Genomic DNA, 24,211 nt, shown 5'->3' on the forward strand with positions numbered 1-24,211 from the left:
CGCGGGGGCGTCGGCGGGGAGCTCGTACGGGAGGGGCGGCAATGCGGACTTCGCTTCGTTCGGTGCGCGGGGCGCGCAGCGCTCTGGCGCTCCTCGCGGCCGGGACCCTCGCCCTGTCGGCCGCGGGTTGCGGTGACGGCGGCGGCGCGCCGGACAGCGGCAGACCGACGTCGGACGTGATCCGGCACACCGTGCGACTGCCCAAGCTGAACGGGCAGAAGCTCAAGGTGACGGCGGTCTGGACGGGCGCCGAGCAGAAGGGCTTCGCCAAGGTCCTGGAGGAGTTCTCCCGGCGCACGGGCGCCCAGGTGGCCTACGTGCCCAGCGGCGACGACATGTCCGCCTTCGTCGGCTCGAAGATCGCGGGCGGCGACCCGCCCGACGTGGCCATGCTGCAACAGCCCGGGGCACTGCGCGAGTTCGCGCAGAAGGGCTGGCTCAAGCCGCTCGGCGGCGAGGCGGCGGCCGAGCTGGACAAGAACTTCACCAAGGGGTGGCAGGAGCTCGGCTCGTACGAGGGCAAGCGCTACGGCGTCTACTTCAAGGTCAGCAACAAGTCCCTGGTCTGGTACAACACGAAGGTCTTCGACGGGGCCGGGGCGAAGGAGCCGAAGACCTGGCCGGAGTTCCTGCGCACCGCGCAGCTGATCGCGGACTACGGCATCCCGCCGGTCTCGGTGGGCGGGGCGGACGGCTGGACGCTCACCGACTGGTTCGAGAACGTCTACCTCTCCCAGGCGGGCCCGGAGAAGTACGACCAGCTGGCGCAGCACCGGATTCCGTGGACGGACCCGTCCGTGAAGGACGCCCTGACGGCGCTCGGCCGGCTCTTCGGCGGGAAGGGCCTGCTGGCGGACGGCAACGCGGGGGCGATCCAGACGCAGTTCCCCACCTCGGTCTCCCAGACGTTCACCGGCGGGGAGGAGCCGAAGGCGGCCATGGTCTTCGAGGGCGACTTCGCGGCGGCCAACGTCACCGGGGCCGGGGCGCGGATCGGCAAGGAGGCCAAGGTCTTCCCCTTCCCCGCGGTGGGGGCGAAGGCGCCGGTGGTGACCGGCGGCGACGTGGGCGTGGCCCTGAAGGACGGCCCGGCCGCGCAGGCGCTGCTGACCTTCCTCGCCTCGGCCGACGCGGCGCAGGTGTGGGCCGGGCGGGGCGGCTTCCTGTCCGCCAACAGGAACCTCGCCCTCGACGCCTATCCCGACGACGTGCTCCGTTCCATCGCCAGGGCCGTGGTCGCCGCGGGCGACGACTTCCGCTTCGACATGTCCGACCTGGCCCCCGCCTCCTTCGGCGGCAAGCCGGGCCAGGGCGAGTGGAAGCACCTCCAGGATTTCCTGAAGAACCCCGGCGACGTGGCGGGCACCCAGCAGCGGCTGGAGTCCGACGCGGCCAAGGCGTTCAAGAGCTGACGGGAGCCCCGCACCATGTCGACCGCGAACGCGGGCGGCGACGCGGCCTCCGGGCCGCCCCGCCCCTCCACGAGCTCCTCCGCGAGCTCCCCGGCGAGCCCCTCGCCGAAGAAGCCCCGGAGCGTGGCGGGCACCCGGCTCTGGGTGGCCGCCCTGTTCCTGCTGCCCGCGCTGGTCCTGCTCGGCGCGCTCGTCGTCTACCCCATCGGCTACTCCGTCTGGCGCAGCCTCTTCGACGCGAGCGGCGACGGCTTCGTGGGCGTGGACAACTACCACGAGGTCTTCACCGACGACCGGATCCGTACCGCCCTGAAGAACAACATCATCTGGGTGGTCGTCGCGCCGTCGGTGGCCACCGCCCTGGGCCTGATCTTCGCGGTGCTCACCGAACGGGTGCGCTGGGGCACGGCGTTCAAGCTCGTCGTCTTCATGCCGATGGCGATCTCGATGCTGGCCTCGGGGATCATCTTCCGGCTGGTCTACGAGCAGAACCCCGACCGCGGCGTCGCGAACGCGGTGTGGGTGGGCGTCCACGACACCTTCTCGCCGCCCGCGCCCTTCCCCGGCGCGCACCCCAGGGACGACGGGTTGCTGACGGAGAGCCGCGGGGCGTTCACGACCAAGGCGGTGGTGAAGGCCGGCGGTGCGACCGCGCTTCCGCTGGTGGGCGCGAAGCCCGCGGACATGAAGGGCGCGAAGGACGCCGTTCCGGCGCGGGACGTCGCCGGGAAGGTCACCGGGACGGTGTGGCGCGACTTCACGCGCGGCGGCGGGGGCACGCCGGGCAGGATCGACCAGGGCGAGAAGGCCCTGGAGGGCGTGACGGTGGAGGCGGTCAAGGACGGCCGGACCGTCGCCTCGGCCACCTCGGACGCCGACGGCACCTTCACCCTGCCCGCCGCGGCCGACGGCGCCCTGCTGCGCCTGCCCGCCTCGAACTTCGCCGCGCCCTACAACGGCGTCGACTGGCTGGGCCCCTCCCTCGTCACGCCGGCCATCATCGGGGCGTACATCTGGATGTGGGCGGGCTTCGCCATGGTGCTGATCGCGGCGGGGCTCGCGAGCGTGCCGCGGGAACTGCTGGAGGCGGCACGCGTGGACGGCGCGAACGAGTGGCAGGTCTTCCGGAGGGTGACGGTGCCGCTGCTGGCGCCGGTGCTCGCGGTCGTGATGATCACACTGATGATCAACGTGCTGAAGATCTTCGACCTCGTCTACATCATCGCGCCGGGCGCGAGCCTCGACAAGGCGAACGTGCTGGCTCTGCAGCTGTACCAGTCGTCCTTCGGCACGGACGTCAACCAGGGCGTGGGCAGCGCCATCGCGGTCTTCCTGCTCGTGCTCGTCCTGCCGGTGATGTACGTCAACCTCCGGCGGATCCGAAGGGAGCGGCGGGGATGACGGGGGCGGCGCCGATGACCACGAGGGGGCGGCAGCGATGACCACGCCGGACACGGCCGTACGGGCCAGGCAGTCGCTTCCCGCGCGGATCGCCGCGCGGCTGGGCGGCGGGGTGATGCGGGTCTTCCTCGTCGTGGTCGGGCTGTTCTGGCTGACGCCGACGGTGGGGCTGCTCCTGTCCTCGCTGCGGGAGAAGAGAGACATCGCGGCGTCGGGCTGGTGGAAAGTCTTCTCCCACCCGGCGCAGCTGACGACTGAGAGCTACAGCAACCTCTTCGGCAACGACACGGTGATGGAGTCCCTCGGCACCACGGCACTGATCACCGTGCCGGCGACGGCGCTGGTGATCCTCATCGGCGCGTTCGCCGGCTACGCCTTCGCCTGGCTCGACTTCCCGGGCCGGGACTGGTGGTTCATGGCGGTGGTGGGGCTGCTGGTGGTGCCGGTGCAGGTGGCGCTGATCCCCGTGGCCAAGCTCTTCAACACCCTCGGCATCTTCGAGAGCACGCCGGGCGTGGTGCTCTTCCACACCGCGTTCGGGCTGCCCTTCGCCGTCTTCCTGCTGCGGAACTTCTTCGCGGAGATCCCGCGGGAGCTGCTGGAGGCCGCCCGGCTGGACGGGGCGGGCGAACTGCGGCTGTTCCTGCGGGTGGTGCTGCCGCTGGGCGGGCCGGCCATCGCCTCGCTGGGGATCTTCCAGTTCCTGTGGGTGTGGAACGACATGCTGATCGCGCTGATCTTCGCGGACAGCGGGAACCCGCCGGTCACGGTCGCCCTGCAGCAGCAGGTGCGCCAGTTCGGCGACAACATCGACATCCTCGCCTCGGGCGCCTTCCTCTCGATGGCGGTACCGCTCGCGGTCTTCTTCGCCTTCCAGCGGCAGTTCGTGAGCGGGGTGATGGCGGGGGCGGTGAAGTGACGCCGGTACCACCACGCACTTCCCGCCGTTCTAACGGCGTACATACAGCGACACCGAGCCGCCGCGGACGAACACCGCCTCCTCCCTCTCCTCCCGGCAGAACGCCGCCAAGGCGGCCACCTTGGCGGACTCGGCCCGCTGTGCGTGGAACCAGCGCGTGCCGACGGTGTTGGTGTCCCCCACCACCCACACCCGGCTCCCGGACGGCAGCCGGGCCAGCCGGTCGCGCAGCGCGGCGGTGGTGACCTCCTCGCCGAAGAGCGTGCCGGAGGCGGCCGGTGACCGTTTGAGAGTGAGGTCGCGCAGGCCGGTGAAGTCACGCGGATAGGCGAGGGCCACGCGGCGCTCGTACAGCGGCAGGAACAGCACCGCGTCCCCCGGCCTCGCCCGCTGCGCGGCCGCCGCGGCGACCGGGGCCAGCTCGTCGCCCCGGCTGGTGGGCAGGCGCTCGCGCTCCTGCAGCGGCAGCTGCGCCACGAAGGCGGCCAGGACGGCCGCGGCACCGGCGGCCGTCACGGTCCGCCGCCACGGTACGAGCCCCAGGAGCCGGTCGGCGCCGGCCGCGGCGAGCAGGGGTATGCCGGCCAGGCAGAACAGCAGATAGCGGTCGAGGAAGAGCGGTTGGTGCTGCGCGGCGGCGTAGAGCAGGACGGGCGGGACGAGGGCCCAGGGCAGGGCGACCGCGGTCAGGCCGGGGACCCCGCGGCGCGGCGCCTGCCGCCACCCGCGCGCGGAGGCGAGGAGTGCCACCACGGCCAGGAGGAGCACGGCACCCAGGACGGGCTGCCCGGGGCCGGCGAACGCCTTCACGAGCGCTTCGGCCTCAGGACGGCCCGGGGTGCGGATCCAGGAGACCTGGGCGCTCTGCCCCCGCGAGACGATCACCAGCGGTATCAGCGGCAGGCAGGCGGCGGCCGCGGCGCACCCCCAGCGCTGCCAAGTCCGCCGGGGCACCCGGGAGAGCAGCAGGGTCACGGCGTGGGCCGGAAGGAGCAGGACCGCGAACTCGTGCAGGAGCGCCGTGCCGGCGACCACCGCGCCGTAGCCGGCCCACCGCCCGTACGAGCCGTGCTCGGCCGCGCGGACCAGCAGCCAGGTGGCGAGCGCGGCGCCGGTGGCGACGAGGGCGTACGAGCGGCCCTCCTGCGCGTAGTGGCTGACGAACGGGGTGACGGCGTAGAGCAGCCCGGCCCACAGGCCGACGCGGGGCCGGGCCAGCCGGCAGCCTAGGGCGCCGACGAGCGCGGCGGTGGCGGCGGACGCGGCGACGGACGGCAGCCGCAGCGCGATCTCGTCGGGGCGCACGGCGAGGACGGCGTGCATCAGCGCGTAGTACAGGCCGTGCACGGCGTCGATCGTGCCGAGCACATGCCACAGCTCCGGCAGGGACCGGCGGGCCACCTGGAAGGTGGCGCTCTCGTCCCGCCACATCGTCCCGCGGTCCAGCCCCCACAGGCCGAGGACGAGCATGACGGCGGCGGGGAGGGACACGGCGAGGACGGCGGCGCGGGTGGGGCGCCGGACGGGGCGTGGACGGGCGGCGGCGCGGAGCACGGCACCGGGCTCCACCTGACGGGGAATCAGCCACAGGCCGCGCAGCCCGACGGGCCGACGGGCCGTGGCGCCCGCGGGGGGCGAAACGGGCGGGGAGAGCGGCCCGGGCGCGGAAGCCGGCACAGGCGCGGGAGGCGGGCCGGCCGCGGAAGGCGACTCGGGCGCGGAAGCCGGCATGGGCGCGGAGAGCCGTACGGGCGCGGAAGGCGAACCGCCGGACGGGCCGCCGGGCGGGCCGTTGCCCGGATCGCCGGGGGACGGCGCCCTCGCCCCGCTCCCGGTCGGCCCGCCCGGCTCCGCACGCCCCGCCGACCCGGCCGGTCCCGTCGGCCCCGCCGATCCCGTCACTCCCACAGCCACTGCCCCTCCCTGCCCCGGCCGGGTCTCCCGCCGGAGACCCGGCCACACCCGGAATTCCCAATGCCCCGCTTTATAGATATTCATCGGTAAAACTGTCTTTCGTGACAGTGAACGAGAGCGGAACCCTGCCCACCGCGCAGGTCGGCGTCATCGTCATCGGGTTCAACGACGCCGGCCACATCCGCGACGCCGTCCGCTCCGCACTCGCCCAGGGGCCGGCCGTCGCCGAGGTCATCGCCGTCGACGACGCCTCCACCGACGGCACCGCCGCGATCCTCGACGAGCTGGCCGACGGCGACCCGCGCCTGCGCGTCATCCACCGCGCGGCCAACAGCGGCGGCTGCGGCACCCCCCGCAACGACGGCATGCGGGCCGCGACGGCCCCGTACGTGATGTTCCTCGACAGCGACGACACCCTGCCCGAGGGCGCCGTCGACGCCCTCCTCGGCGCAGCCCTGCGCCACCGCGCCCCCGTGGCGGCCGGCCTGTGCGTGCGCCGCGAACTCCCCCAGCGGCGCGACACCGGCTGGCAGCCCGCCCTCTACCGGCGGGCCGCCGTGCACAGCGGCCCCGAGGCCCGCCCGGCGCTCCTGCGCGACACCCTGTGCGTCAACAAGCTCTACGCGCGGGACTTCCTCGCCGAGCACGGCATTGCCTTCCCCGAAGGCCGCTTCCTCTACGAGGACTTCGTCTTCACGGCCCGGGTCATGGCGGCCGCGCCGCGCGTGGCGACCGTCACCGACACCGTCTACGTCTGGCACGTGCGGCGCGACGCCGCCGCGCCCTCGATGTCCCTGGACCGCGAGCGCATCGCCAACTGGCAGGCGCGCGTGGCCGCCCACCGGCGCAGCGTCGACGTCTTCCTCGACGCGGGCAGCAAGCCCCTCGCCCGCGCCGCCCGGGTGAAGTTCCTCGATCACGACCTGCGGATGTACGTGCGCGAACTGCCCCTGCGCAGCGCCGGATACCGGCACGCGTGGTGGCGCGTGACCCGTGGCTACCTCGCCGGCTACGACGAGGCCGAGCTGAGCGCCGCCCGGCCGCCGGCCCGCTGGATCGCCCGGGTCGTGCTGGCCGCGGAGGCCCCGCGGGACCTGGGGCGGCTGGCCCAGCTCGCCGCCCGGCCCGCACGGCTGCTGCCGCCGTACGCGCAGGACGACGCCGTCCCCGTCTGGTCGGCGGACCTGCCCGGGGCCGCGCTGGACGGCGTCCTCGGGCCGGAGGCCGTGCCGCCGCACCACCTGCCGGTGACCGTGGACGCCGAACTGCGCCTCGCGGCCCGGGCCCGCGCCCGGCTGCGGCTGCGCGTCCACGACCTCTACGGGCGGCTGGCCACCATCCGGCCGGAGGCCGCGGAGGTCGAGCTGCGCCGCCGGGACGGGGGGCCGGTGCTGCGGCGCGCCGTGCCGCTGGCGGACGAGGGCACGGCGTGGACCGCGCGAGTCGTCCTGCCCCTGTCCGTGCTCGCGGGCCGCGACCGCCGCGACGGCGCGGTCCCGCCGCAGACGTGGGACGTGCGGGTGCGGGTGCAGTGTGCGGGCGGGGCGTTCCGCACGACCGTCCGGGCCGTGGGCGGCGGGCTGCACCGCGCGGCCCTGCCGAGCCTCCGTCACGGCGTCCTGCTGGCCCGGCCCTACGCCACGGTGAACGGCTCGCTGGCCCTGCGCCTGGCGTCGGGCGTGCGCGGCGCGTGGGCGGTGGCACGCCGCGGCTAGGGCGCACCACCACGCCCCGAAAGGGGCGCGGGGAACTGCGCGACCAGCCACGGACGACCCGCAGTCGGGCTTCATGCTCATGCTCCCCCCTAGGACCGCCTAGCGGTCGATCTCCTCGAACAGCGCTTCCCACCGGTCGAGCACAGCAGGCAACTGCAACGGCGAGACGTGCTCGCGCGCAGCGCACCCGTAGCGCTCGCGGAGGGCGCCGTCCCCCATGAGCTCCCCGAGCGCGGCGGCGAAGGCCTCGACCTCGCCGGGAGGCACGAGCGTGCCCGTGCGCCCGTGGCGGACCAGCTCGCGGACGCCGCCCGACAGGTCGAAGCTCACGCAGGGGACGCCGAGCGCGGAGGCCTCGGCGAGCGCCATGGGGCGGCCTTCGCGCTCGCTGGTGAGGGCGACGACGGAGAGCTCGCGGTAGGCGGCCGCCATGTCCCGCACGCTGCCGCGGAAGTGGACGCGCCCGGCGATGCCCAGGCGGTCGGCCCGGGCGCGCAGCTCCTGCTCCAGCGGGCCGTCGCCGAAGAGGTGCAGCTCCCACTCCGGCTGCGCGGCGGCGGCCGCGGCGAAGGCGTCGAGCAGCCGGTCCAGGCGTTTGACGGCCTCCAGGCGGCCGACCGCGCCGACGCGCCGGGTGTCCAGGGAGGCCCGGCCGGTGGGGGCGAAGGGCAGGGGGTTGGGCAGGACGGTGGCGTTGGGCAGCCGGCGGCGCCGGAACTCGGCGGCGTCCGGCTCGCTGAGGAACACCGCCTTCTCCAGGGCCGGGTAGTGCCGCAGGATCAGCTGGAGGTTCTCGGAGGTGCAGGCCTGCTGGAAGGACTCGTGGTACTGCCCGATGCCCTTCAGGTGGGACCACTCGACCGCCCGCAGCCACACCGCCGCCCAGGGCGAGCCGATGACGACCACGCCGTCGCGGACGGCGGCGAAGCGGCGGGCCAGCCGCTCCCGCGCCCGCTCCCGCTCCTGCCGCTCGGCGCGTGCCGCCCGCAGCCGCGCGGGGCTCAGCCGCTCGGCGAAGGAGACCGCGCGCCATGCGGGCGGGGGCGGGGTGCGGTAGAGGGTGGTGCGGCGGTAGGCGGGGGCGGCCAGGAAGGTGTGGGGCTCCGGGCTGGGGCGGATGCCGATCAGCTCGACGCGGTGGCCGCGCTCGGCGAAGCCCTGGGCGAGCGTGTGCAGGACGCGCTGCGAGCCGCCCATGGAGTCGACGTCGATCCCGACGAGGAAGAGGTTGCGCCGCTTCACCGGGCCTCGCCCCCTGCGAGGGCCCCTGCGAAGAACAGGTCCACCACGGTCTCGCTCGACTTCCCCGTCTCGTAGGGGTTGAACCGCTCCCGGAAGCGGGCGTAGGCCCCGGCCCACTCCTCCTGCACCGCTTTCAGGTCCCGCAGGGCGGCGATGAGCTGGTCGGTCGTGGTGAGCATCGGACCGGGCGCGATGTCGGGCAGGTCGTAGTAGGTGCCGCGGGCGGTGGCGCGGTAGTGCTCGTAGTCGTCGGTGAAGAAGAGGATGGGGCGGCCCAGGTTGGCGTAGTCGAACATCAGGGACGAGTAGTCCGTGAGGAGGGCGTCGGAGGCGAGCAGGAGGTCGTTGAGGTCGGCGAAGTCGCGTCCGTCGCGCACGGCGTGGCCGAGCTCGCGGGGGACGGTGTACCGCTCGTAATAGTGCGGCCGGACGACGATCGTCCACTCCTCGCCGAGGTAGCGCACGAGCTCGGCCAGGTCGGCCCGGACGGACTCACCGCTGCCGCGCGCGCCGTCGCGGAAGGTGGGGGCGTAGAGCAGGACGCGGCGGCCGTCGGGGATCTGCAGGCGCTCGCGGGTGGCGGCGGCGCGCTCGCGGCGGCCGGGGTCGTCCCAGCGGACGAGGTCGTCGTTGCGGGGCAGGCCGGTGCGCAGGAGCTCGCCCGTGTAGGCGTTGGCGCGGACGAACGTGCGCTCGAACTCCTCGCTGGGGGCGATGAGGGCGTCCCAGCGGGCGATCGTCTCGCGGTGGCGCTGTCGCCGTTCGGCGTTGGCCAGCCGCAGCTCGGGCACGTCGAAGCCCATGTGTTTGAAGGCCTGTCCGTGCCAGGTCTGCAGATAGCGGGTGGCGGGGCGCTTGCCGTAGAGCGTGGGGAAGCCGTGGGAGTCCACCCAGTAGCGGGCACGGGCGAGGGCGTGGACGTACTCCCAGCTGCCGCGGCGGACCAGCGGGAGCCCCTCGGGGTAGGAGGAGCGGTTGCCGGAGTAGGACCAGACGGCGTGCAGGGGGAGGTCGCGCCGCTGCAGCTCCTCGTGGATGGCGCGGGGGCTGTCGGCGTAGCCGCGGCCCTCCAGGGCCTCGAAGACGACGAGGCCCTCCTCCACGGGCAGTTTCTGCAGCTCGTGGTAGGTGAGGGCCTTGATGCGGGGGCCCGTGACGCGGCGGGTGAGCCGCTGGACGCTGCGCCGGACGGGCTCCAGCTGACCGGCGGCGGCCTCGGCCCGGCCGAGGGCGCCGGCGCGCTCCCAGGACAGCTCCAGCCGGCCGGCCCCGTGCCCCTCGCAGGCCACGCGCACGGTGTGGGCGGCGAGCGGGCCGTGCTGGGGGATCCTCGCCCGCAGCGGGGTGAGTCCCGCGGGGGCCAGCAGCGGGTCGGTGCGGGTGAGGCCGAGGCGTTCGAGGACGACGACGGGGTGTCTGCGGCCGCGGAAGCCCTTGGGGCCGACGGGGATGCGGCGCAGGTCGAGGACGGCCTCGGCGGTGCGGTAGGCGAAGCGGCCGTCCTCGCCGGGCGCGGCGGGGTCGTAGGCGAAGGGCACGGCCAGCGGCTCGCCGGTGGTGGCGATGCGCAGCTCGGTGCCGACCGGGCTCGGTGCGGAGAGCAGCAGGGCGGGGTCGTAGGTGCGCAGCCGGATCCGCAGGAGGGGCCCGTCGGGGGCGACTTCGGCGACTTCGTGACGCAGGGGGCCGGCGGTGAAGGGCTGGTCGTCCAGGCGCCAGTCGGTGATGTCGAGGCCGGCGGCCTCCTCGGCGTTCAGCGGCAGGGACAGGCCCCAGTACGTGCGGCCGGCTTCGCGGACGACGTGGCGGGGGGCGAGCCGGGGCCGGTCGAGGGTGCGGGCGCACTCGGCGGCCTCCTCGTACCGCCCGGCGCACAGCAGGAACTGGCAGATCTGCTGTTCGCGGGGCATGGCGGCGAGGGCCTCGGGGGCGATCTCCGCGAGGTAGGGGGTGACGGCGGCGGCGAAGCCGGCGATCCACTCGGGGTCGCGGAAGGGGAGGTCGCCGAGGTAGAGGCGGAAGTCGTGGCGGAGGAACTTCTCGTCCTTCGCGGGCCGCAGGGCGGTGTTGCCGGACTCCTCGAGGAAGGCGTCGATGAGCCGGGCGGCCTTGATGCGGTCGACGGCGTTGCGCAGCTTGTGGCGGCTGGTGGAGATGGAGAGCGTGGCGGGGTCGGCGGCGAGCCGCCAGGTGTAGACGGGCCAGGGGACGACGGCGAAGGTGCGGGCGAGGGTGAGGGCGCGGGCGGTGAAGAGCTGGTCCTCGTAGTGCATGTCCTCCGGGAAGCGGAGGCCGTGGCGGGCGAGGAAGTCCGCGCGGTAGAGCTTGTTGGTGGAGAGGTGGTCGAGGAAGAACTCGGGGGCGGAGCGGATGCCGTGGACCAGGCGCACGTCCCCGAAGAGCTCGGGGTACCACAGGCCGGTGGTGCCGGACTCCTCGAAGAGGCGGGTGACCTCGCCGGTGACGAGGTCGGCGCCGGTCTCCTCGGCGGTGAGAAGCAGGGACTTGCAGGCGTGGTACGGCAGTTCGTCGTCGCTGTCGAGGAACATGAGGTGGGGGGCGCGGGCGGCGTCGATCCCGGCGTTGCGCGGGGCGCCGCAGCCGCCGCTGTTGACGGGCAGCCGGATGAGCCGCACGCGGGGATCGGCGGTGGTGAAGCGCTCGGCGGCCGCGAAGGTGCCGTCCGTCGAGCAGTCGTCGACGATGATCACTTCGAGGTTGCGCAGGGACTGGGCGAGGACCGACCGCACGGCGCGCGGCAGGCGGTCGGCGTCGTTGTGGACGATCACGACGACGCTGACATCGGGGCCGGGGGCGGGATGTGCGGCGGTCACGGTCACCTCGTCTCGGTGCGGTCCGGCGCATCGCGGGCACGGTCGGGCGGCCCGCCATCCGCGCGGACGGATTCGCGATTACTCAAAGCGTAGACGCGAGCACTGACAGTCACCTCCCCCGAGGGGTCCGAGCGGGTGCGCCAAGCGTGCAGGGCCAGGGCCGCGGCCACCCCGGTGATCAGTACGACGTCGCGGAAGGCGTGCCTGCGGGCCGTCTCCAGGTGCGGCCACGACACCCCGGCGACCTCCGGCAGCAGCGGAAGCCACAGCCACACCGAGCGTGCCGCGGCGGCGCGCACCACCAGCGACGCGGCGAGCGAGGGCAGCACCACCAGCATGTAGTGCTGGAAGGACGGCCGTGACACCAGGAACGCCGCGAGCATCAGCAGCGACGCGCACTCCACCAGCCGCAGGGCCGGATCGCCGCCGGCCCGCCACCGCAGGCGGGCACACAGCAGGACCGCGGCCGCCGCGGCGGCCGCGAGCGCGAGGGCCAGCGGCTGCGGCACGCCGAGCCGGGGCAGCACGGACGGCCACGCGGCGTCGAACGGGCGGGCGTACGCGTCCTGCCCGCGCAGCAGGAACGGCAGCGTCCGGGTGAAGAACAGCCCGGGCCGGGGCATGGCCAGGGCCGCCGCCAGCGACACGGCCGCAGGAACGCCCACGGCCCAGGCCAGCGCCCGCCACCGCCGGGCGAGCACGAACAGCAGCAGCAGCGGCACGAGCATCGGCTTCAGCGCTATGGCCGCCCCCACCACCGCCCCGGCCGCGCACCAGCGCCCGTGGCGGGCGAGCAGCAGGGCGGCGGGGAAGGCGACGGCCGACAGGGCCGTCCAGTTGCCGAGGTAGACGACGCCGTGGAAGGGCTCGAAGACGCCGAGCGCCGCGACGACGCCCGCCGCGAGCCGGCTGTCGGCCCGCACCCCGAAGATCCGCAGGGCCAGTACGACCCCGGCGAGGACGAGCAGCGCGGTGACGACGGGCACCGCCCTGGCCAGCGCTTCGTTGCCGAACACGGTCTCGGGGAGCGCGGCGAACACCGCGCCCGGCAGATAGAGAAACCGTTTGTCCGCGTACGGCGAGCCGCCGTCGAGCAGCGCCCGTGCCGCCCGTACGACCACCGCGTTGTCTATCCCCGGCATCCGCGGCCCCTGCACCACGCGCACGACGTCCAGCGCGAGCACCAGCAGGGCGGCGAGCAGCACGGGCCACGGCGCCCGTCCGCGCAGCCACTTCCCGAGGGCGTCGGGGCGGCTCGCAGCGGTCGCGGCGCTCACGGCGCTCACAGCGCGACCTCGGCGAGGAGGAAGCCGGCCGGGCCCCGGACGGTCCGGCGCAGGGCCGGATCGCCTCGGTCCAGACCCGGCCCGCCGTTCTTCTGCAGGACCCAGCGCACGCGGTACTCCTTGAGGATGCCGAGCCGCTCGGCCCGGGAGGCGTCCTGGGCGAAGTAGCGGCGGGTCGCGGCGCGGCGGCGTGCCGCGTCGGGGAGGAAGACGTCGGGATAGGCGGGGGCGACGGTGTACGGCCCGTAGGCGGGCAGCATCCGCAGCGCGTAGTAGTTGTCGGTCATCACCGTCTGCCGCGCGGGCACCTCACGCGCCGCCCAGGTGAACCGCGGCCAGAGCGGGGCGGTGTGGATGTGGCGCAGGACGGGCGGAAGGGCCTGGGGGCGCAGGACGTACGTGAGCACCCCCGCTTGCGTCCACGCGCCCGCCAGCAGGGCGACGGCCGTCAGCGGGACGAGCACCACCCGTGTGCGGCGGCCGCCGGTGGCCGCCTCCAGGGCGAGGGCGAGCTGTGCGGGGACGAGGACGGCGGGCAGGATCCTGCCCCACGCCTGATGGCCGCTCAGGCCGCTGGCCGCGAAGACGGCGAGCCCCAGCAGGAAGAAGATCACCAGCGGGTCGCGGCGGTCGCGCCGGGCCCGCAGCACGAGCGCGGCCGCCCCGAGGCCGGTCAGGCAGAACTTCGTCGCGAGGTGGCCGTAGAGCGGCCGGTGGATGTCGTCCAGGCCGCCCGTCCCGAGCAGGGAGAAGAACGCGTAGTACGGCCAGCAGGCGAGCACCGCCGCGGCCAGGGCGCACGCGGCGGCCACCCGCACCCACACCGCCCGCCCGGGCCACGGACGCGCGCCGAGCAGCACCGCGGCGGCCCCGAGCACCGCGACGGCGCCCGTGAACTGATGGGTGAGCAGGATGACGGCGAGCAGCAGCCCGAGCCCCAGGAAGGCCGCCGTCCCCCGAGCGGCGGCCGGGCCGCGCCGCAGCAGCGCCCACAGATGGAAGGCCATGCCGAAGGCGAACGTGCTCGGATAGGCGAGAGTGAGCGAAATCGAGGTGAGCCCGAGGACGCCGCTCCACGCGAAAAGCCTCACTCCGTACAGCAGGAGCAGGCACAGCACCGCCAGCAGTACCGCCGTCCTGCTGCGTGTGAACGTCCGTACGAAGGCGTGGACACCGGTGCCGAGGAGGACGAGCCCGGCGAGCGCTCCCAGGCGCAGCACGGTGAAGGTGCCCCAGCCGGTGGCCGATCCGGTGAGGGCGAGCAGGACGGTCCACGGCGAGTAGTAGGGGCTCGGAGTGGGTGCGTCGACCAGGGGGTTGCCGGGGTGGAGGGGGTCTGCGCGCAGCCGTTCGAGGACGGCCGCGTGCATGCCGAGGTCACCGGACCACGGCAGCCGTACGGTCATCAGCAGCAGGAGGACGGCCAGCAGCAGGACGGCGGCGGCAGCGGGCCGGCGGGCAGCCGGTGCGCGGGCCGGGCGTGCGGCCCCGGGCGGGGCCGGCCGCTCAGCGGGAACGGTGACCGGAAGCACGGGCCGACCTCGTGCGCAGCCGCCACGGCATGACCACCGATTCGAGCTGGACGGCCAGGTTCATCTTGGACTCGCCGGCGGTGCGGTCCTCGAAGTGGATGGGCACCTCCATGACCGTGTACCCGGCCTTGAGCGCGCGGTACTTCATCTCCACCTGGAAGCTGTAGCCGGCGCTGTCGACGGTCTCCAGGTCGATGGCGTCCAGGGCGGCGGCGGACCAGAGGTTGAAACCGCCGGTGATGTCCCGCACGCGGGTGCCCAGGATCGTGCTGGCGTAGGCGTTGGCCCAGCGGGAGAGGGCCTTTCTGTGGGCGCCCCACGCGTCGGAGAGGGAGCCGCCGGGCACGTAGCGGCTGCCGACGACGACGTCCGCGCCGGTGGCGAGGGCGACCCCGAGCAGCTCGGGGACCTTCTCCGCGGGGTGGCTGCCGTCGGCGTCCATCTGCAGGACGTAGGAGGCGCCTTCGGCGACGGCCCGGGCCATGCCGGCGGCGTAGGCGCGGCCGAGCCCGTCCTTGGCGGTGCGGTGCAGGACGCCCACCCGGGTCCGGCCGGGCTCGTTGTACTTCTCGGCCAGCTGTTCGGCGATGGCCCCGGTGCCGTCGGGGCTGTTGTCGTCGACGACCAGCAGCCGCAGACCCTCCAGCGGCAGGGCCATGAGCGCCTCCGCCATGGTGGCCAGGTTCGCCGCCTCGTTGTACGTGGGCATGACGACGGTCGTCGCGGTGCCGCTCCACTCGGCGGGCAGCGGGGGCGCCGCGGCGGGGGTGTGTGGTGCGCTCATGGGCTCGGTCCTCGTGGGTTCGTCGGCAGGGGGACGGGGACTGCAGGGGACGGAGGGCGTCGGAGACATCAGAGACATCGGGGAGCCGGAGGGCGCCGGGGCCGGACCGGCGTCAGGCGGCGGAGAAGCGGATGGCCGCGTCGGGGATGACCGTGCCGCACCAGACGCGGGCGCCGTCGCACAGTTCGTTGTCGGCGCCGACCTCCGCGCGGTCGCCGATGACCACGCCGTCGAGGGCGGTGCGCGGGCCGACCCGGGCGTCCCGGCCGATCATGCTGGCGCGGATCCGGGCGCCCGCCCCGATGCGCGCGCCGTCCAGCACGACGGACCCCTCGACGTGCGCACCGGCCGCGACGTGCGCACCGGCGCCGACGACGGTCCCGCCGGACAGGCGGGCCCCTTCCTCGACGCGGGCGCCGGGCAGCACCAGGTGTTCGCCCGGTTCGCCGGGGACGGCGGGCGAGCGGACGACCCCGCGGACGAGGTCGGCCGACGCCTGCACGAAGGAGGCGGGGCGGCCGAGGTCCAGCCAGTACGAGGCGTCGACCACGCCGTGCAGCAGCGCGCCGGAGGCCAGCAGGCCGGGGAAGGTCTCGCGCTCGACGGAGACCGGGCGGCCGACGGGGATGGCGTCGATGACGCCGCGGCGGAAGACATAGGCCCCGGCGTTGATCTGGTCGGTGACGATCTCCTCGGGGCGGCCGGGCTTCTCCGTGAAGGCCAGGACGCGCCCGTCGGCGTCGGTGGGGACGAGCCCGAAGGCCCTGGGGTCGGCCACCCGGGTCAGGTGCAGGGTGACGTCGGCCTGAGCCCGCTCGTGGCGGCACAGCAGGCCCCTGATGTCCAGTCCGGTGAGGATGTCGCCGTTGAAGACGAGGACGGGGCCGCGCGGGCCGGTGGTGAGGGCCTCCGCCGCGCTGCGGATGGCGCCGCCGGTGCCGAGCGGCTCCTTCTCGGTGACGTACGTCAGGCGCAGGCCGTGGGCGGACCCGTCGCCGAAGTAGGGCTCGAAGACCTCGGCGAGGTAGGAGGTGGCGAGGACGACGTGACCGACGCCGGCGGCCCGGGCGCGGGCCAGCTGGTGGGCGATGAAGGGCACTCCGGCGGCCGGGACCATCGGCTTCGGCGTGTTGAGGGTGAGCGGCCGGAGCCGGGTCCCCTTGCCGCCGACGAGCAGTACCGCCTCTGTCATGCCACTGTCCTCGCCGTCGTCTTCGCACTGTGTCAGTTTTTGCGGCAATTTACACTACAATCAGTTCTCTGCGGTAAATGTCTGCTTTGCGTGGCGGCCATACCGGGACGACCGTAATGGGAGAGGCCCTTGCGACCCTTGCGACCAGCGGCGACGTCGGGGCTCGCGGCCCTCGGCCGGGAATTCGCCAAGTTCGGCGCTGTCGGCGGCCTCGGCATCGTCGTCAACCTCGCGGTCTTCAACCTCTGCCGTACGGTCACCGGCCTCCCGGTCGTGCGCTGCAGCGTGGTCGCGACCCTGGTCGCCATCGCCTTCAACTACCTGGGCCTGCGTCACTTCGCCTACCGCGACCGCGACCGGAGCCGGCGCAGCCGCCAGGTCGCCCTCTTCGCCGCCTTCAGCGCCATCGGGCTGGTCATCGAGAACGGGGTGCTCTACGTCGCCACGTACTCCTTCGGCTGGGACACCCCGTTCCAGAACAACCTCTTCAAGTTCCTGGGCATCGGCGCCGCCACGCTCTTCCGCTTCTGGACCTACCGCGCCTGGGTGTTTCGGGCCCTGGCGCCCGGCGCCGCTCACGGCGACCCCTCGAACAGCACCAGCAACCCCGCCGCGTACCACCCCGAGACCACCGCACCCCCACCGTAGAGACACACCCGCACCCCAAGCGGAGCACGGGCGAGCGGCCTGGCCGCCAACAGCAGCAGAACCGGCAGGAACGGCAGCATGAAGCGTGGCTTGGACAGCGGCGAACCCGGCGTTCCCACCATCAGCACCCATGCCCCCGCGACCGCCACGACCAGTTGCCACGGCACCTTCCGGTCCCGCGCCAGCGCCAGCACCCCGATCGCCCCCAGCACCACCACCGCGATCACCGCGGCCGACCGCAGGTCGCCTATCCGGCCCGCGTGCCGGTAGAGCAGCATCCCCTTCAGCACGTGCGCGGTGCCCGCACCGAAGTCGAAGGACTGGCCCCACGCCCGCTCCGCCTCGAACCAGCCGTCCACCCGGCCCACCTTGCTCCCCAGGAACAGCCAGCTCCCCAGCAGCCCCAGGGGCGCCGTCAGCAGCGCGACCCAGGCCCGCCACCCGCCCCGGCGCTGCACCAGCTCCCACCCGGCGGCCAGCACGACCGTGCCGACCAGCACCGTCGCGCTCGGCCGCACCGTCCCCGCCACGACGCACAGCGCGGCCGCCGTCAGCCAGCGCCGCGCCAGTATGGCCACCAGCGCCCAGATCAGGGCCGCGCTGAACACGCCCTCCGAGTACGGCACCCACAGCGCGAACGCGTACGGAGAGCAGGCCCACAGCGCCACGCACGCGTACCCGGCGCCCGGCCGGCCACCGACGGCGCGCACGAGCCGGAACACCCCCGCGGAGGCCACCGCGGCACCCGTCCACGACACCACCACCCCGGACCACGCCAGGGACAGCCCCGTCACCAGCCGCACCGACCGGATCAGCCCGGGCACCAGCGGGAAGAACGCGAGCCTGCTGAACTTCGGCTCCCCGTCCGGACCGTAGGGGATCTCCCCCGGATAGCCGCGCTTGGCGATGTGCAGGTAATTACCGCTGTCCCACCGGTACAGCAGCACCTCCGGGCCCCGCCCGAGATGGCGGCTCACCAGCAGGAGCACCGCGAAGCCGACCGCCGACACCGCCAGGTAGAGAGCCACCGCGCGGGCCGTCCCGTGACGCGGGAGCGCGGGCGGCGGGGGCGGTGCTGCGCGGCGCGCGCCGACGGACAGGGCATCGGAGGGCCCGGACGTCAACCGGGAAACGGCCTTCATCCGTCCCTCTTAGCACGGCAAAAGGACGGCCCCAGGGGTTTTGTCCCCAGGGCCGTCCTTTGTTCACTCCGGCGTCAGCCGTGCGTCAATTCGCCGCGGCGCGCGGCCCGGGCGGGCTGCCCGGGCGCACGCTCCGGCGCGCGACTCAGGTGTGCGGCTCAGGTGTGCGTCCGCAGCAGGGTGCGCATCGTCCGCATGGCCACCGACAGGTTGGCCAGGTCGAACGCGTCCGACCCGTGGATCTCGTCGAGCGTGGTGCGCGCCCGGCTGAGGATCGCCGCGTTCTTCTCCTCCCAGGCCCGGAAGCGCTGCTCCGGCGTCGAAGAGCCGTTGCCCACCGAGAGGATGTCGGCCGTCAGCGCGGAGTGGGCCGCGTACAGGTCCTCGCGGATGGAGGCGCGGGCCATGGACTGCCAGCGGTCCGCGCGCGGCAGCTCGATGATCCGGTCCATCAGCTGGGTGATGTGCAGCCGGTCCCCGAGGTCGTAGTAGACCTCGGCCACGTCCAGCGGCTCCTTGCCGGTGCGGTCGGCGACCGCGACGACGTCCAGGGCCGGGAAGACGGAGGAGAAGCCCGCCACGCGCACGGCCAGCTCGTCCGGCACCCCGGCGTCCACCAGCTCGTCGCGGATGGACTGCCACCACTCCATGTCGGCGCCCTTGAGCAGCTTGGGCAGCTCGGCCCAGACCTTGGCGACGCCGTCGTGGAAGAACTCGATCGTCCCGGCCAGCTCCAGCGGCTGCGGCCGGTTGTTGAGCAGCCAGCGGGTGCCGCGCTCGACCAGGCGCCGCGAGTGCAGCCGGATGCGGGTCTGCACGTCGGCCGCGACCACGTTGTCCAGGCCCTCGACGGCGTCCCACACGGAGCCCAGCTCGAAGATGGCGCGGGCCGCGGCCTGCGCCCGGACGATCTCCTCCAGCGAGGCCCCGGTCTCCTCCCGCAGACGGTGCAGGAAGGTCGAGCCGCCGCTGTTGACGGTGTCGTTGACCAGGACGGTGGTGATGATCTCCCGGCGCAGGGCGTGGGTGTCGACCTGCTCGGCGAAGCCGCTGCGCAGCGCCTGCGGGAAGTAGGCGCGCAGCAGCCGCTCCAGGTACGGGTCGTCCGGCAGCCCGGTGGCGAGCAGCTCCTCAGCCGTGGTGATCTTGATGTAGGCCAGCAGGACGGCCAGCTCGGGCTGGGTCAGCCCGCGGCCCCCGGAGAGCCGCTCGCGGATCTGCCGGTCGCTGGGCAGGAACTCCAGGGCCCGGTCCAGATGGCCGTCCCGGCCGAGGCGGCGCATGATCCGCTGGTGGGCGTGGAGCAGGCTGGGGGCCTGTTCCACGGCGTTGGCCAGGGCCACGTTCTGCGCGTAGTTGTTGCGCAGGACCAGCTCGCCGACCTCGTCGGTCATCTCGGCGAGGAGCTTGTTGCGCTGCTTGACGGTCATGTCGCCGTCGATGACGAGCGCGTTGAGCAGGATCTTGATGTTCACCTCGTGGTCGGAGGTGTCCACACCGGCGCTGTTGTCGATGGCATCGGTGTTGATCCGGCCGCCACCCACGGCGAACTCGATCCGGCCGAGCTGGGTCAGGCCCAGGTTGCCGCCCTCGCCGACGACCTTGACGCGCAGGTCCTGGCCGTCGACGCGGATGGCGTCGTTGGCCTTGTCGCCGACGTCCGCGTGGGACTCGGCCGAGGCCTTGACGTACGTGCCGATGCCGCCGTTCCACAGCAGGTCGACCTGGGCGCGCAGGATGGCCTTCATCAGCTCGGCGGGGGTCATCTTGGTGACGCCCTGCTCGATGCCGAGGGCCTGCCGCACGTGGGCGTTGACCGGGATCGACTTGGCGGTGCGCGGGTGGATGCCGCCGCCCTGGGAGAGCAGCTCGGTGTTGTAGTCGGCCCAGGACGAGCGGGGCAGCTCGAACAGGCGGCGCCGCTCGGCGTAGGAGACGGCCGCGTCCGGGGTGGGGTCGATGAAGATGTGGCGGTGGTCGAAGGCGGCCACCAGGCGGATGTGCTCGGAGAGCAGCATGCCGTTGCCGAAGACGTCACCGGACATGTCGCCGACGCCGACGACCGTGAAGTCCTGCGTCTGGGTGTTGTGGCCCAGCTCGCGGAAGTGGCGCTTGACCGACTCCCAGGCGCCGCGGGCGGTGATGCCCATGCCCTTGTGGTCGTAGCCGGCCGAGCCGCCGGAGGCGAAGGCGTCGCCGAGCCAGAAGCCGTAGGACTGGGCGACCTCGTTGGCGATGTCGGAGAACGTCGCGGTGCCCTTGTCGGCGGCGACGACGAGGTAGGTGTCGTCCTCGTCGTGGCGGACGACGTCCTTCGGGGGCACGACCTCGCCGCCGACCATGTTGTCGGTGATGTCGAGGAGGCCGGAGATGAATGTCTTGTACGAGGCGATGCCCTCGGCCAGCCACGCGTCGCGGTCCACCGACGGGTCGGGCAGGCGCTTGCCGACGAAGCCGCCCTTGGCGCCCACCGGCACGATGACGGTGTTCTTCACCATCTGGGCCTTGACCAGGCCGAGGATCTCGGTGCGGAAGTCCTCGCGCCGGTCGGACCAGCGCAGACCGCCGCGCGCGACCTTGCCGAAGCGCAGGTGCACGCCCTCCACTCGCGGCGAGTACACCCAGATCTCGAAGGCCGGGCGGGGCGCCGGCAGCTCGGGGATGGCCTGCGGGTCGAGCTTGAGGGAGAGGTAGGGGCGCGGCGTGCCGTCCGCGTTGCGCTGGAAGTGGTTGGTGCGCAGCGTGGCCTTGATGACCGTGAGGAAGGCCCGCAGGATGCGGTCCTCGTCCAGGCTGGCGACCTGGTCCAGGGCGCCGTCCAGCTCCTCCAGCAGGCCGTCGATGAGCTCGTTGCCGGCGCGCTGGAGCGCGGGCGACATCCGGGCCTCGAAGAGGTTGACCAGCAGGCGGGTGGTGTGGACGTTGTTGCTGAGGGTGTCCTCCATGTACGCCTGGCTGAACGGCCAGGCGGCCTGCCGGAGGTACTTGGCGTAGGCCCGCAGCACCATGGCCTGCCGCCAGTCCAGGCCGGCGCGCAGCACCAGGTTGTTGAAGTTGTCGTTCTCCGCGGCACCGGTCCACACGGCCGCGAAGGCCTCCTGGAAGCGGATGCGGGCGTCGTCGCCCTCGATCCGCTCGGGCATCCGCAGACCGAAGTCGTAGATCCAGGCGGTGGTGCGGTCCGAGCAGCGCAGCTCGTACGGGCGCTCGTCGACAACCTCGACGCCGAGGCGGTGGAGCACCGGCAGCACGGCGGACAGCGAGACCGGCTCGCCCGTCCGGTAGATCTTGAAGCGGCGCTCGCCGGGGGCCGCGCCGACCGGCTCGTACAGGCTCAGCTCGAAGTCGCGGTCGCCGCCGACGACGGTGAGCTTCTCCAGGTGACCGAGGTCGGAGACGGCGCTGCGGGGGTTGTGGTCGGCCTTGTAGCCCTCGGGGAAGGCCTGGCCGTAGCGGCGCAGCAGCTCGGCGGCGCGCTCCTCGCCGACCTCGGCGGTCAGCGTCTCGGCGAAGCCGTCCGCCCAGGAGCGGGCGGCCTCGACCAGGCGGGCCTCGATGCGGTCGGCGTCGGCGTCGGTGAGCTCGCGCAGGGTCGCGCCCGGCTCGACGCGGACGACGAAGTGCAGCCGGGAGAGGACCGACTCGGTGTTCCACGCGGTGAAGTCGACGCTGGAGCCGCCGAGCTCCTCCTTGAGGATGTCGATCAGGCGCAGCCGCACTCCGGTGGTGTAGCGGTCGCGCGGGAGGTAGATCAGCGCCGAGTAGTAGCGCCCGTACTCCTCCTGGCGCAGGTACAGCCGCAGCCGGCGGCGCTCTTGGAGGTAGAGCACGCTGGTGGCGATGGAGCGCAGCTGCTCGGCGGCGATCTGGAAGAGCTCGTCGCGCGGGTAGGTCTCCAGGATCTGGAGGAGGTCGCGGCCGTCGTGGCTGTCGGGCGTGAAGCCGGCGTCGGCGAGGACCTGCTGGACCTTGCGGCGGACGACGGGCACGCGGCGCACGGACTCGGTGTACGCGGCGGAGGAGAACAGGCCGAGGAAGCGGCGCTCGCCGATCACGTTGCCGTCGGCGTCGAACTTCTTCACCCCGACGTAGTCGAGGTAGGAGGGGCGGTGGACCGTGGCGCGGCTGTTGGCCTTGGTGAGGACGAGCAGCTTGTGCTCGCGGGCCTTGGCGCGGGCGTCGGCGGGCAGCCGGTTGAACGAGGGGGACGCCGGGCGGGGCAGGTGCGAGTGCGGGCCGCCCGCGCGCTGCTGCTCGTCGTGGTGGGGGTCGGAGCGCAGGATACCGAGGCCGGTGCCGGGGACGGCGCTGAGCACGTCCTCCTCGCCGCCTTCGGTGGCGACCTTCGTCAGCTCGTACTCGCGGTAGCCGAGGAAGGTGAAGTGGTCCGCGGCCAGCCAGCGCAGCAGCTCGCCGGCCTCGGTGGTGTCCGACGGGGCGACGTCGCCGGGGAGGGGCTCCCCGGGGAGGTCGTCGGCGATGCGCAGGGCGGCGTCGCGCATCTTGGACCAGTCCTCGACGGCCTCGCGGACGTCGGAGAGGACGCGCAGCAGGTCGGCGGTGATCTGCTTGAGGTCGCCGCGGTCGGTCTCGCGGTCGATCTCGACGTGGATCCAGGACTCGGTGAGCGCGTCGTGCGGCAGGACGGCGTCCTTGCCCCTGCCGTGGGCGTCGCAGTTGGAGCCGAGGACCTCGAGCAGGCGGCCGGTGACGTCACGGCGCACGATGACCTGCGGGTGGATCACGACGTGGATGCCGCGGCCCTGGCGGGAGAGCTCGTTGGTGACCGAGTCGACCAGGAAGGGCATGTCGTCGGTGACGACCTCGACGACGGAGTGGCTGCACGTCCAGCCGTTCTCCTCGACGGTCGGGGTGTGCACCCGGACGTTGGCCGTGCCCTGCGGGCGGTTCTCGGCGAGGCGGTAGTGCGAGACCGCGGCGCCGTAGACGTCGACCGGGTCGCGGCCCGTGAGGTCCTCCGGCGCCGTGTGCAGGTAGTAACGCTGGAGGTACGCGGTCAGGGTCTCCTGGTCGAGTCCCGCCTCGCCCTTCGGCCCGGTCGCTTGTTGCCCCCCGGCAGGGCTGTTCTCAGCGACGCGGGCCGCCCTCTCGAGCAGCTCTGCCTTGGCTTCGTCCAGCTTGGTCTGCATGTCCTCTGGCTCCTGTCGCGCGCCGTTGCGTGACATAGGTGGTGAAGGCATCACGCCACGACGCGGGGTCTCCGGTCGTCTTCGACGGTATGCCGGAATGAGGGATGACCGGAGCGGTCCGGGCCGATTCGGCCGAATGCGCTCCGCCCGGGCGACCAGCGGCTTCCCGGGTGCCGTGGCACTCCGGGCGCAGGACAGGGGCGCCGTCGCCCCCGCTGGATATCGCGCTGATCACCCCGTAAGGCTATCGCTCTTCCCCGGGGAGGCGTCACGAGCGGTTTGTGTACAAAACCCGGGGCCCATCTTTGACGATATGGACAGCGCGGTCAGCGGATCAGCCGCTCCGCCTCCGCAACGGCCTCCACCAGCGTGTCCACGACGGGCACCCCGGCCCCGACGAGCCCGGCCCGGTCGTGCGAGCCGCCCGTGTACAGCACCGCGTGCGCCCCCACGTGGGCCGCCGCCACCGCGTCGTCGAGGGCGTCGCCGATGACGACCGTGCGCGCCGCGGATATGCCCTCGGCCACCAGGCCGGCGACGTGGCGGGTCATGTGCTCGGCCTTGCTGCCGCCGGAGGGGCCCCTCCGCCCGTCCACCCGGACGAATCTCCGCTCGATGCCGAACGTCCGCACGAGCGGCAGGAGGTCCTCGTGCCCGTACATCGACAGGATCGACTGGGTGCCGCCGGTCTCCTGCCAGTGCTCCAGCAGCTTCTCGGCGCCGTCCGCGAGGCCGCAGCGCAGGTGGTGGTCGTGGTAGTGCCGCTGGAAGGCCCCGTCCATGTGCTCCCACTCGGCCTCGGTGGGGAGGCGGCCCATCAGCCGCTCGTAGAAGCGCGGGATGGGGACGCAGTACAGCGCGCGGTAGCGCTCCAGGGTGATCGGCTCCAGGCCGATCTCCGCGAAGGCGGCGTTCGTCGCGGTTATCACCGCGTCGACGTCGTGAAAGAGCGTGCCGTTCCAGTCCCACACGATGTGGGCCGCGTGCTTCCCCATGCGAAAACTGTACGGGGCGGCTGTGACAACGCCGCCCCTGGATCC

Annotated in this window: 15 protein-coding genes; 5 read left to right on the forward strand and 10 right to left on the reverse strand. The window is 73.4% G+C overall.

What is annotated here, in order from left to right:
* Positions 1 to 41 precede the first annotated feature (41 nt).
* From FGW37_RS12255 to FGW37_RS12265, 3 genes are read left to right on the forward strand one after another with little or no spacing between them, the layout of a single operon-like run.
* Positions 42 to 1,412 carry an ABC transporter substrate-binding protein gene (locus tag FGW37_RS12255; protein WP_179081099.1) on the forward strand — a complete coding sequence of 457 codons (1,371 nt, stop codon included), beginning with the start codon at positions 42 to 44 and terminating at the stop codon, positions 1,410 to 1,412.
* Between the two features lie 15 nt (positions 1,413 to 1,427).
* Entirely contained in the window at positions 1,428 to 2,813 is a 1,386-nt protein-coding gene (locus FGW37_RS12260; protein ID WP_179081100.1) for a carbohydrate ABC transporter permease, read from the forward strand.
* Positions 2,814 to 2,850: 37 nt separating this feature from the next.
* Positions 2,851 to 3,732 (forward strand): carbohydrate ABC transporter permease, encoded by an 882-nt coding sequence (locus FGW37_RS12265; protein WP_179081101.1) that lies wholly within the window; start codon positions 2,851 to 2,853, stop codon positions 3,730 to 3,732.
* Positions 3,733 to 3,762: 30 nt separating this feature from the next.
* On the opposite strand, the gene FGW37_RS12270 is transcribed toward FGW37_RS12265, so the two are convergent.
* On the reverse strand, positions 3,763 to 5,286 hold the full coding sequence (locus FGW37_RS12270; RefSeq protein ID WP_179081102.1) for a glycosyltransferase family 39 protein: 1,524 nt from the start codon (positions 5,284 to 5,286) through the stop codon (positions 3,763 to 3,765).
* Between the two features lie 461 nt (positions 5,287 to 5,747).
* Between FGW37_RS12270 and FGW37_RS12275 the strand changes: the two genes are divergently transcribed.
* Positions 5,748 to 7,361, forward strand: coding sequence for a glycosyltransferase family 2 protein (locus FGW37_RS12275; RefSeq protein ID WP_246430364.1), 1,614 nt, complete (start codon positions 5,748 to 5,750; stop codon positions 7,359 to 7,361).
* 99 nt (positions 7,362 to 7,460) lie between these two features.
* Here FGW37_RS12275 and FGW37_RS12280 read toward each other — a convergent pair whose 3' ends face one another.
* The 6 genes from FGW37_RS12280 to manB all read right to left on the reverse strand — a co-directional run bounded on the left by FGW37_RS12280 (position 7,461) and on the right by manB (position 16,231).
* A complete protein-coding gene (locus FGW37_RS12280; protein WP_246430365.1) occupies positions 7,461 to 8,603 on the reverse strand; it encodes a glycosyltransferase in 1,143 nt (380 codons plus the stop codon).
* On the reverse strand, positions 8,600 to 11,437 hold the full coding sequence (locus FGW37_RS12285; RefSeq protein WP_179081103.1) for a bifunctional glycosyltransferase/CDP-glycerol:glycerophosphate glycerophosphotransferase: 2,838 nt from the start codon (positions 11,435 to 11,437) through the stop codon (positions 8,600 to 8,602). The genes FGW37_RS12280 and FGW37_RS12285 overlap by 4 nt, the downstream gene beginning before the upstream one ends.
* Before the next feature lie 2 nt (positions 11,438 to 11,439).
* Positions 11,440 to 12,723, reverse strand: a complete 1,284-nt coding sequence (locus FGW37_RS12290) for a glycosyltransferase 87 family protein (RefSeq protein ID WP_246430366.1) — start codon at positions 12,721 to 12,723, stop codon at positions 11,440 to 11,442.
* Positions 12,720 to 14,129 carry a hypothetical protein gene (locus FGW37_RS12295; protein WP_179084661.1) on the reverse strand — a complete coding sequence of 470 codons (1,410 nt, stop codon included), beginning with the start codon at positions 14,127 to 14,129 and terminating at the stop codon, positions 12,720 to 12,722. Before FGW37_RS12295 ends, FGW37_RS12290 begins: the two co-directional genes overlap by 4 nt.
* A 100-nt stretch (positions 14,130 to 14,229) precedes the next feature.
* On the reverse strand, positions 14,230 to 15,039 hold the full coding sequence (locus FGW37_RS12300; RefSeq protein WP_179081104.1) for a polyprenol monophosphomannose synthase: 810 nt from the start codon (positions 15,037 to 15,039) through the stop codon (positions 14,230 to 14,232).
* Between the two features lie 112 nt (positions 15,040 to 15,151).
* A complete protein-coding gene (gene manB / locus FGW37_RS12305; RefSeq protein WP_179081105.1) occupies positions 15,152 to 16,231 on the reverse strand; it encodes a mannose-1-phosphate guanylyltransferase in 1,080 nt (359 codons plus the stop codon).
* Between the two features lie 129 nt (positions 16,232 to 16,360).
* Here manB and FGW37_RS12310 point away from each other — a divergent pair, with 129 nt between their 5' ends.
* Positions 16,361 to 16,879, forward strand: coding sequence for a GtrA family protein (locus tag FGW37_RS12310; RefSeq protein WP_246430368.1), 519 nt, complete (start codon positions 16,361 to 16,363; stop codon positions 16,877 to 16,879).
* Here FGW37_RS12310 and FGW37_RS12315 read toward each other — a convergent pair.
* The 3 genes from FGW37_RS12315 to FGW37_RS12325 form a co-directional block, all read right to left on the reverse strand.
* The gene (locus FGW37_RS12315; protein WP_179081106.1) at positions 16,807 to 18,021 is read right to left on the reverse strand and encodes a hypothetical protein; all 1,215 of its coding nucleotides are present in this window, start codon (positions 18,019 to 18,021) and stop codon (positions 16,807 to 16,809) included. The two genes, FGW37_RS12310 and FGW37_RS12315, sit on opposite strands and share 73 nt — an antisense overlap.
* Before the next feature lie 158 nt (positions 18,022 to 18,179).
* Positions 18,180 to 23,171: an NAD-glutamate dehydrogenase gene (locus tag FGW37_RS12320; protein WP_179081107.1), complete on the reverse strand. Its 4,992-nt coding sequence runs from the start codon at positions 23,169 to 23,171 to the stop codon at positions 18,180 to 18,182.
* Between the two features lie 326 nt (positions 23,172 to 23,497).
* Positions 23,498 to 24,166, reverse strand: coding sequence for an HAD family hydrolase (locus FGW37_RS12325; protein ID WP_179081108.1), 669 nt, complete (start codon positions 24,164 to 24,166; stop codon positions 23,498 to 23,500).
* Positions 24,167 to 24,211 lie beyond the last annotated feature (45 nt).

It is taken from the genome of Streptomyces rectiverticillatus, assembly GCF_013394065.1.
Lineage (GTDB): Bacteria > Actinomycetota > Actinomycetes > Streptomycetales > Streptomycetaceae > Streptomyces > Streptomyces rectiverticillatus.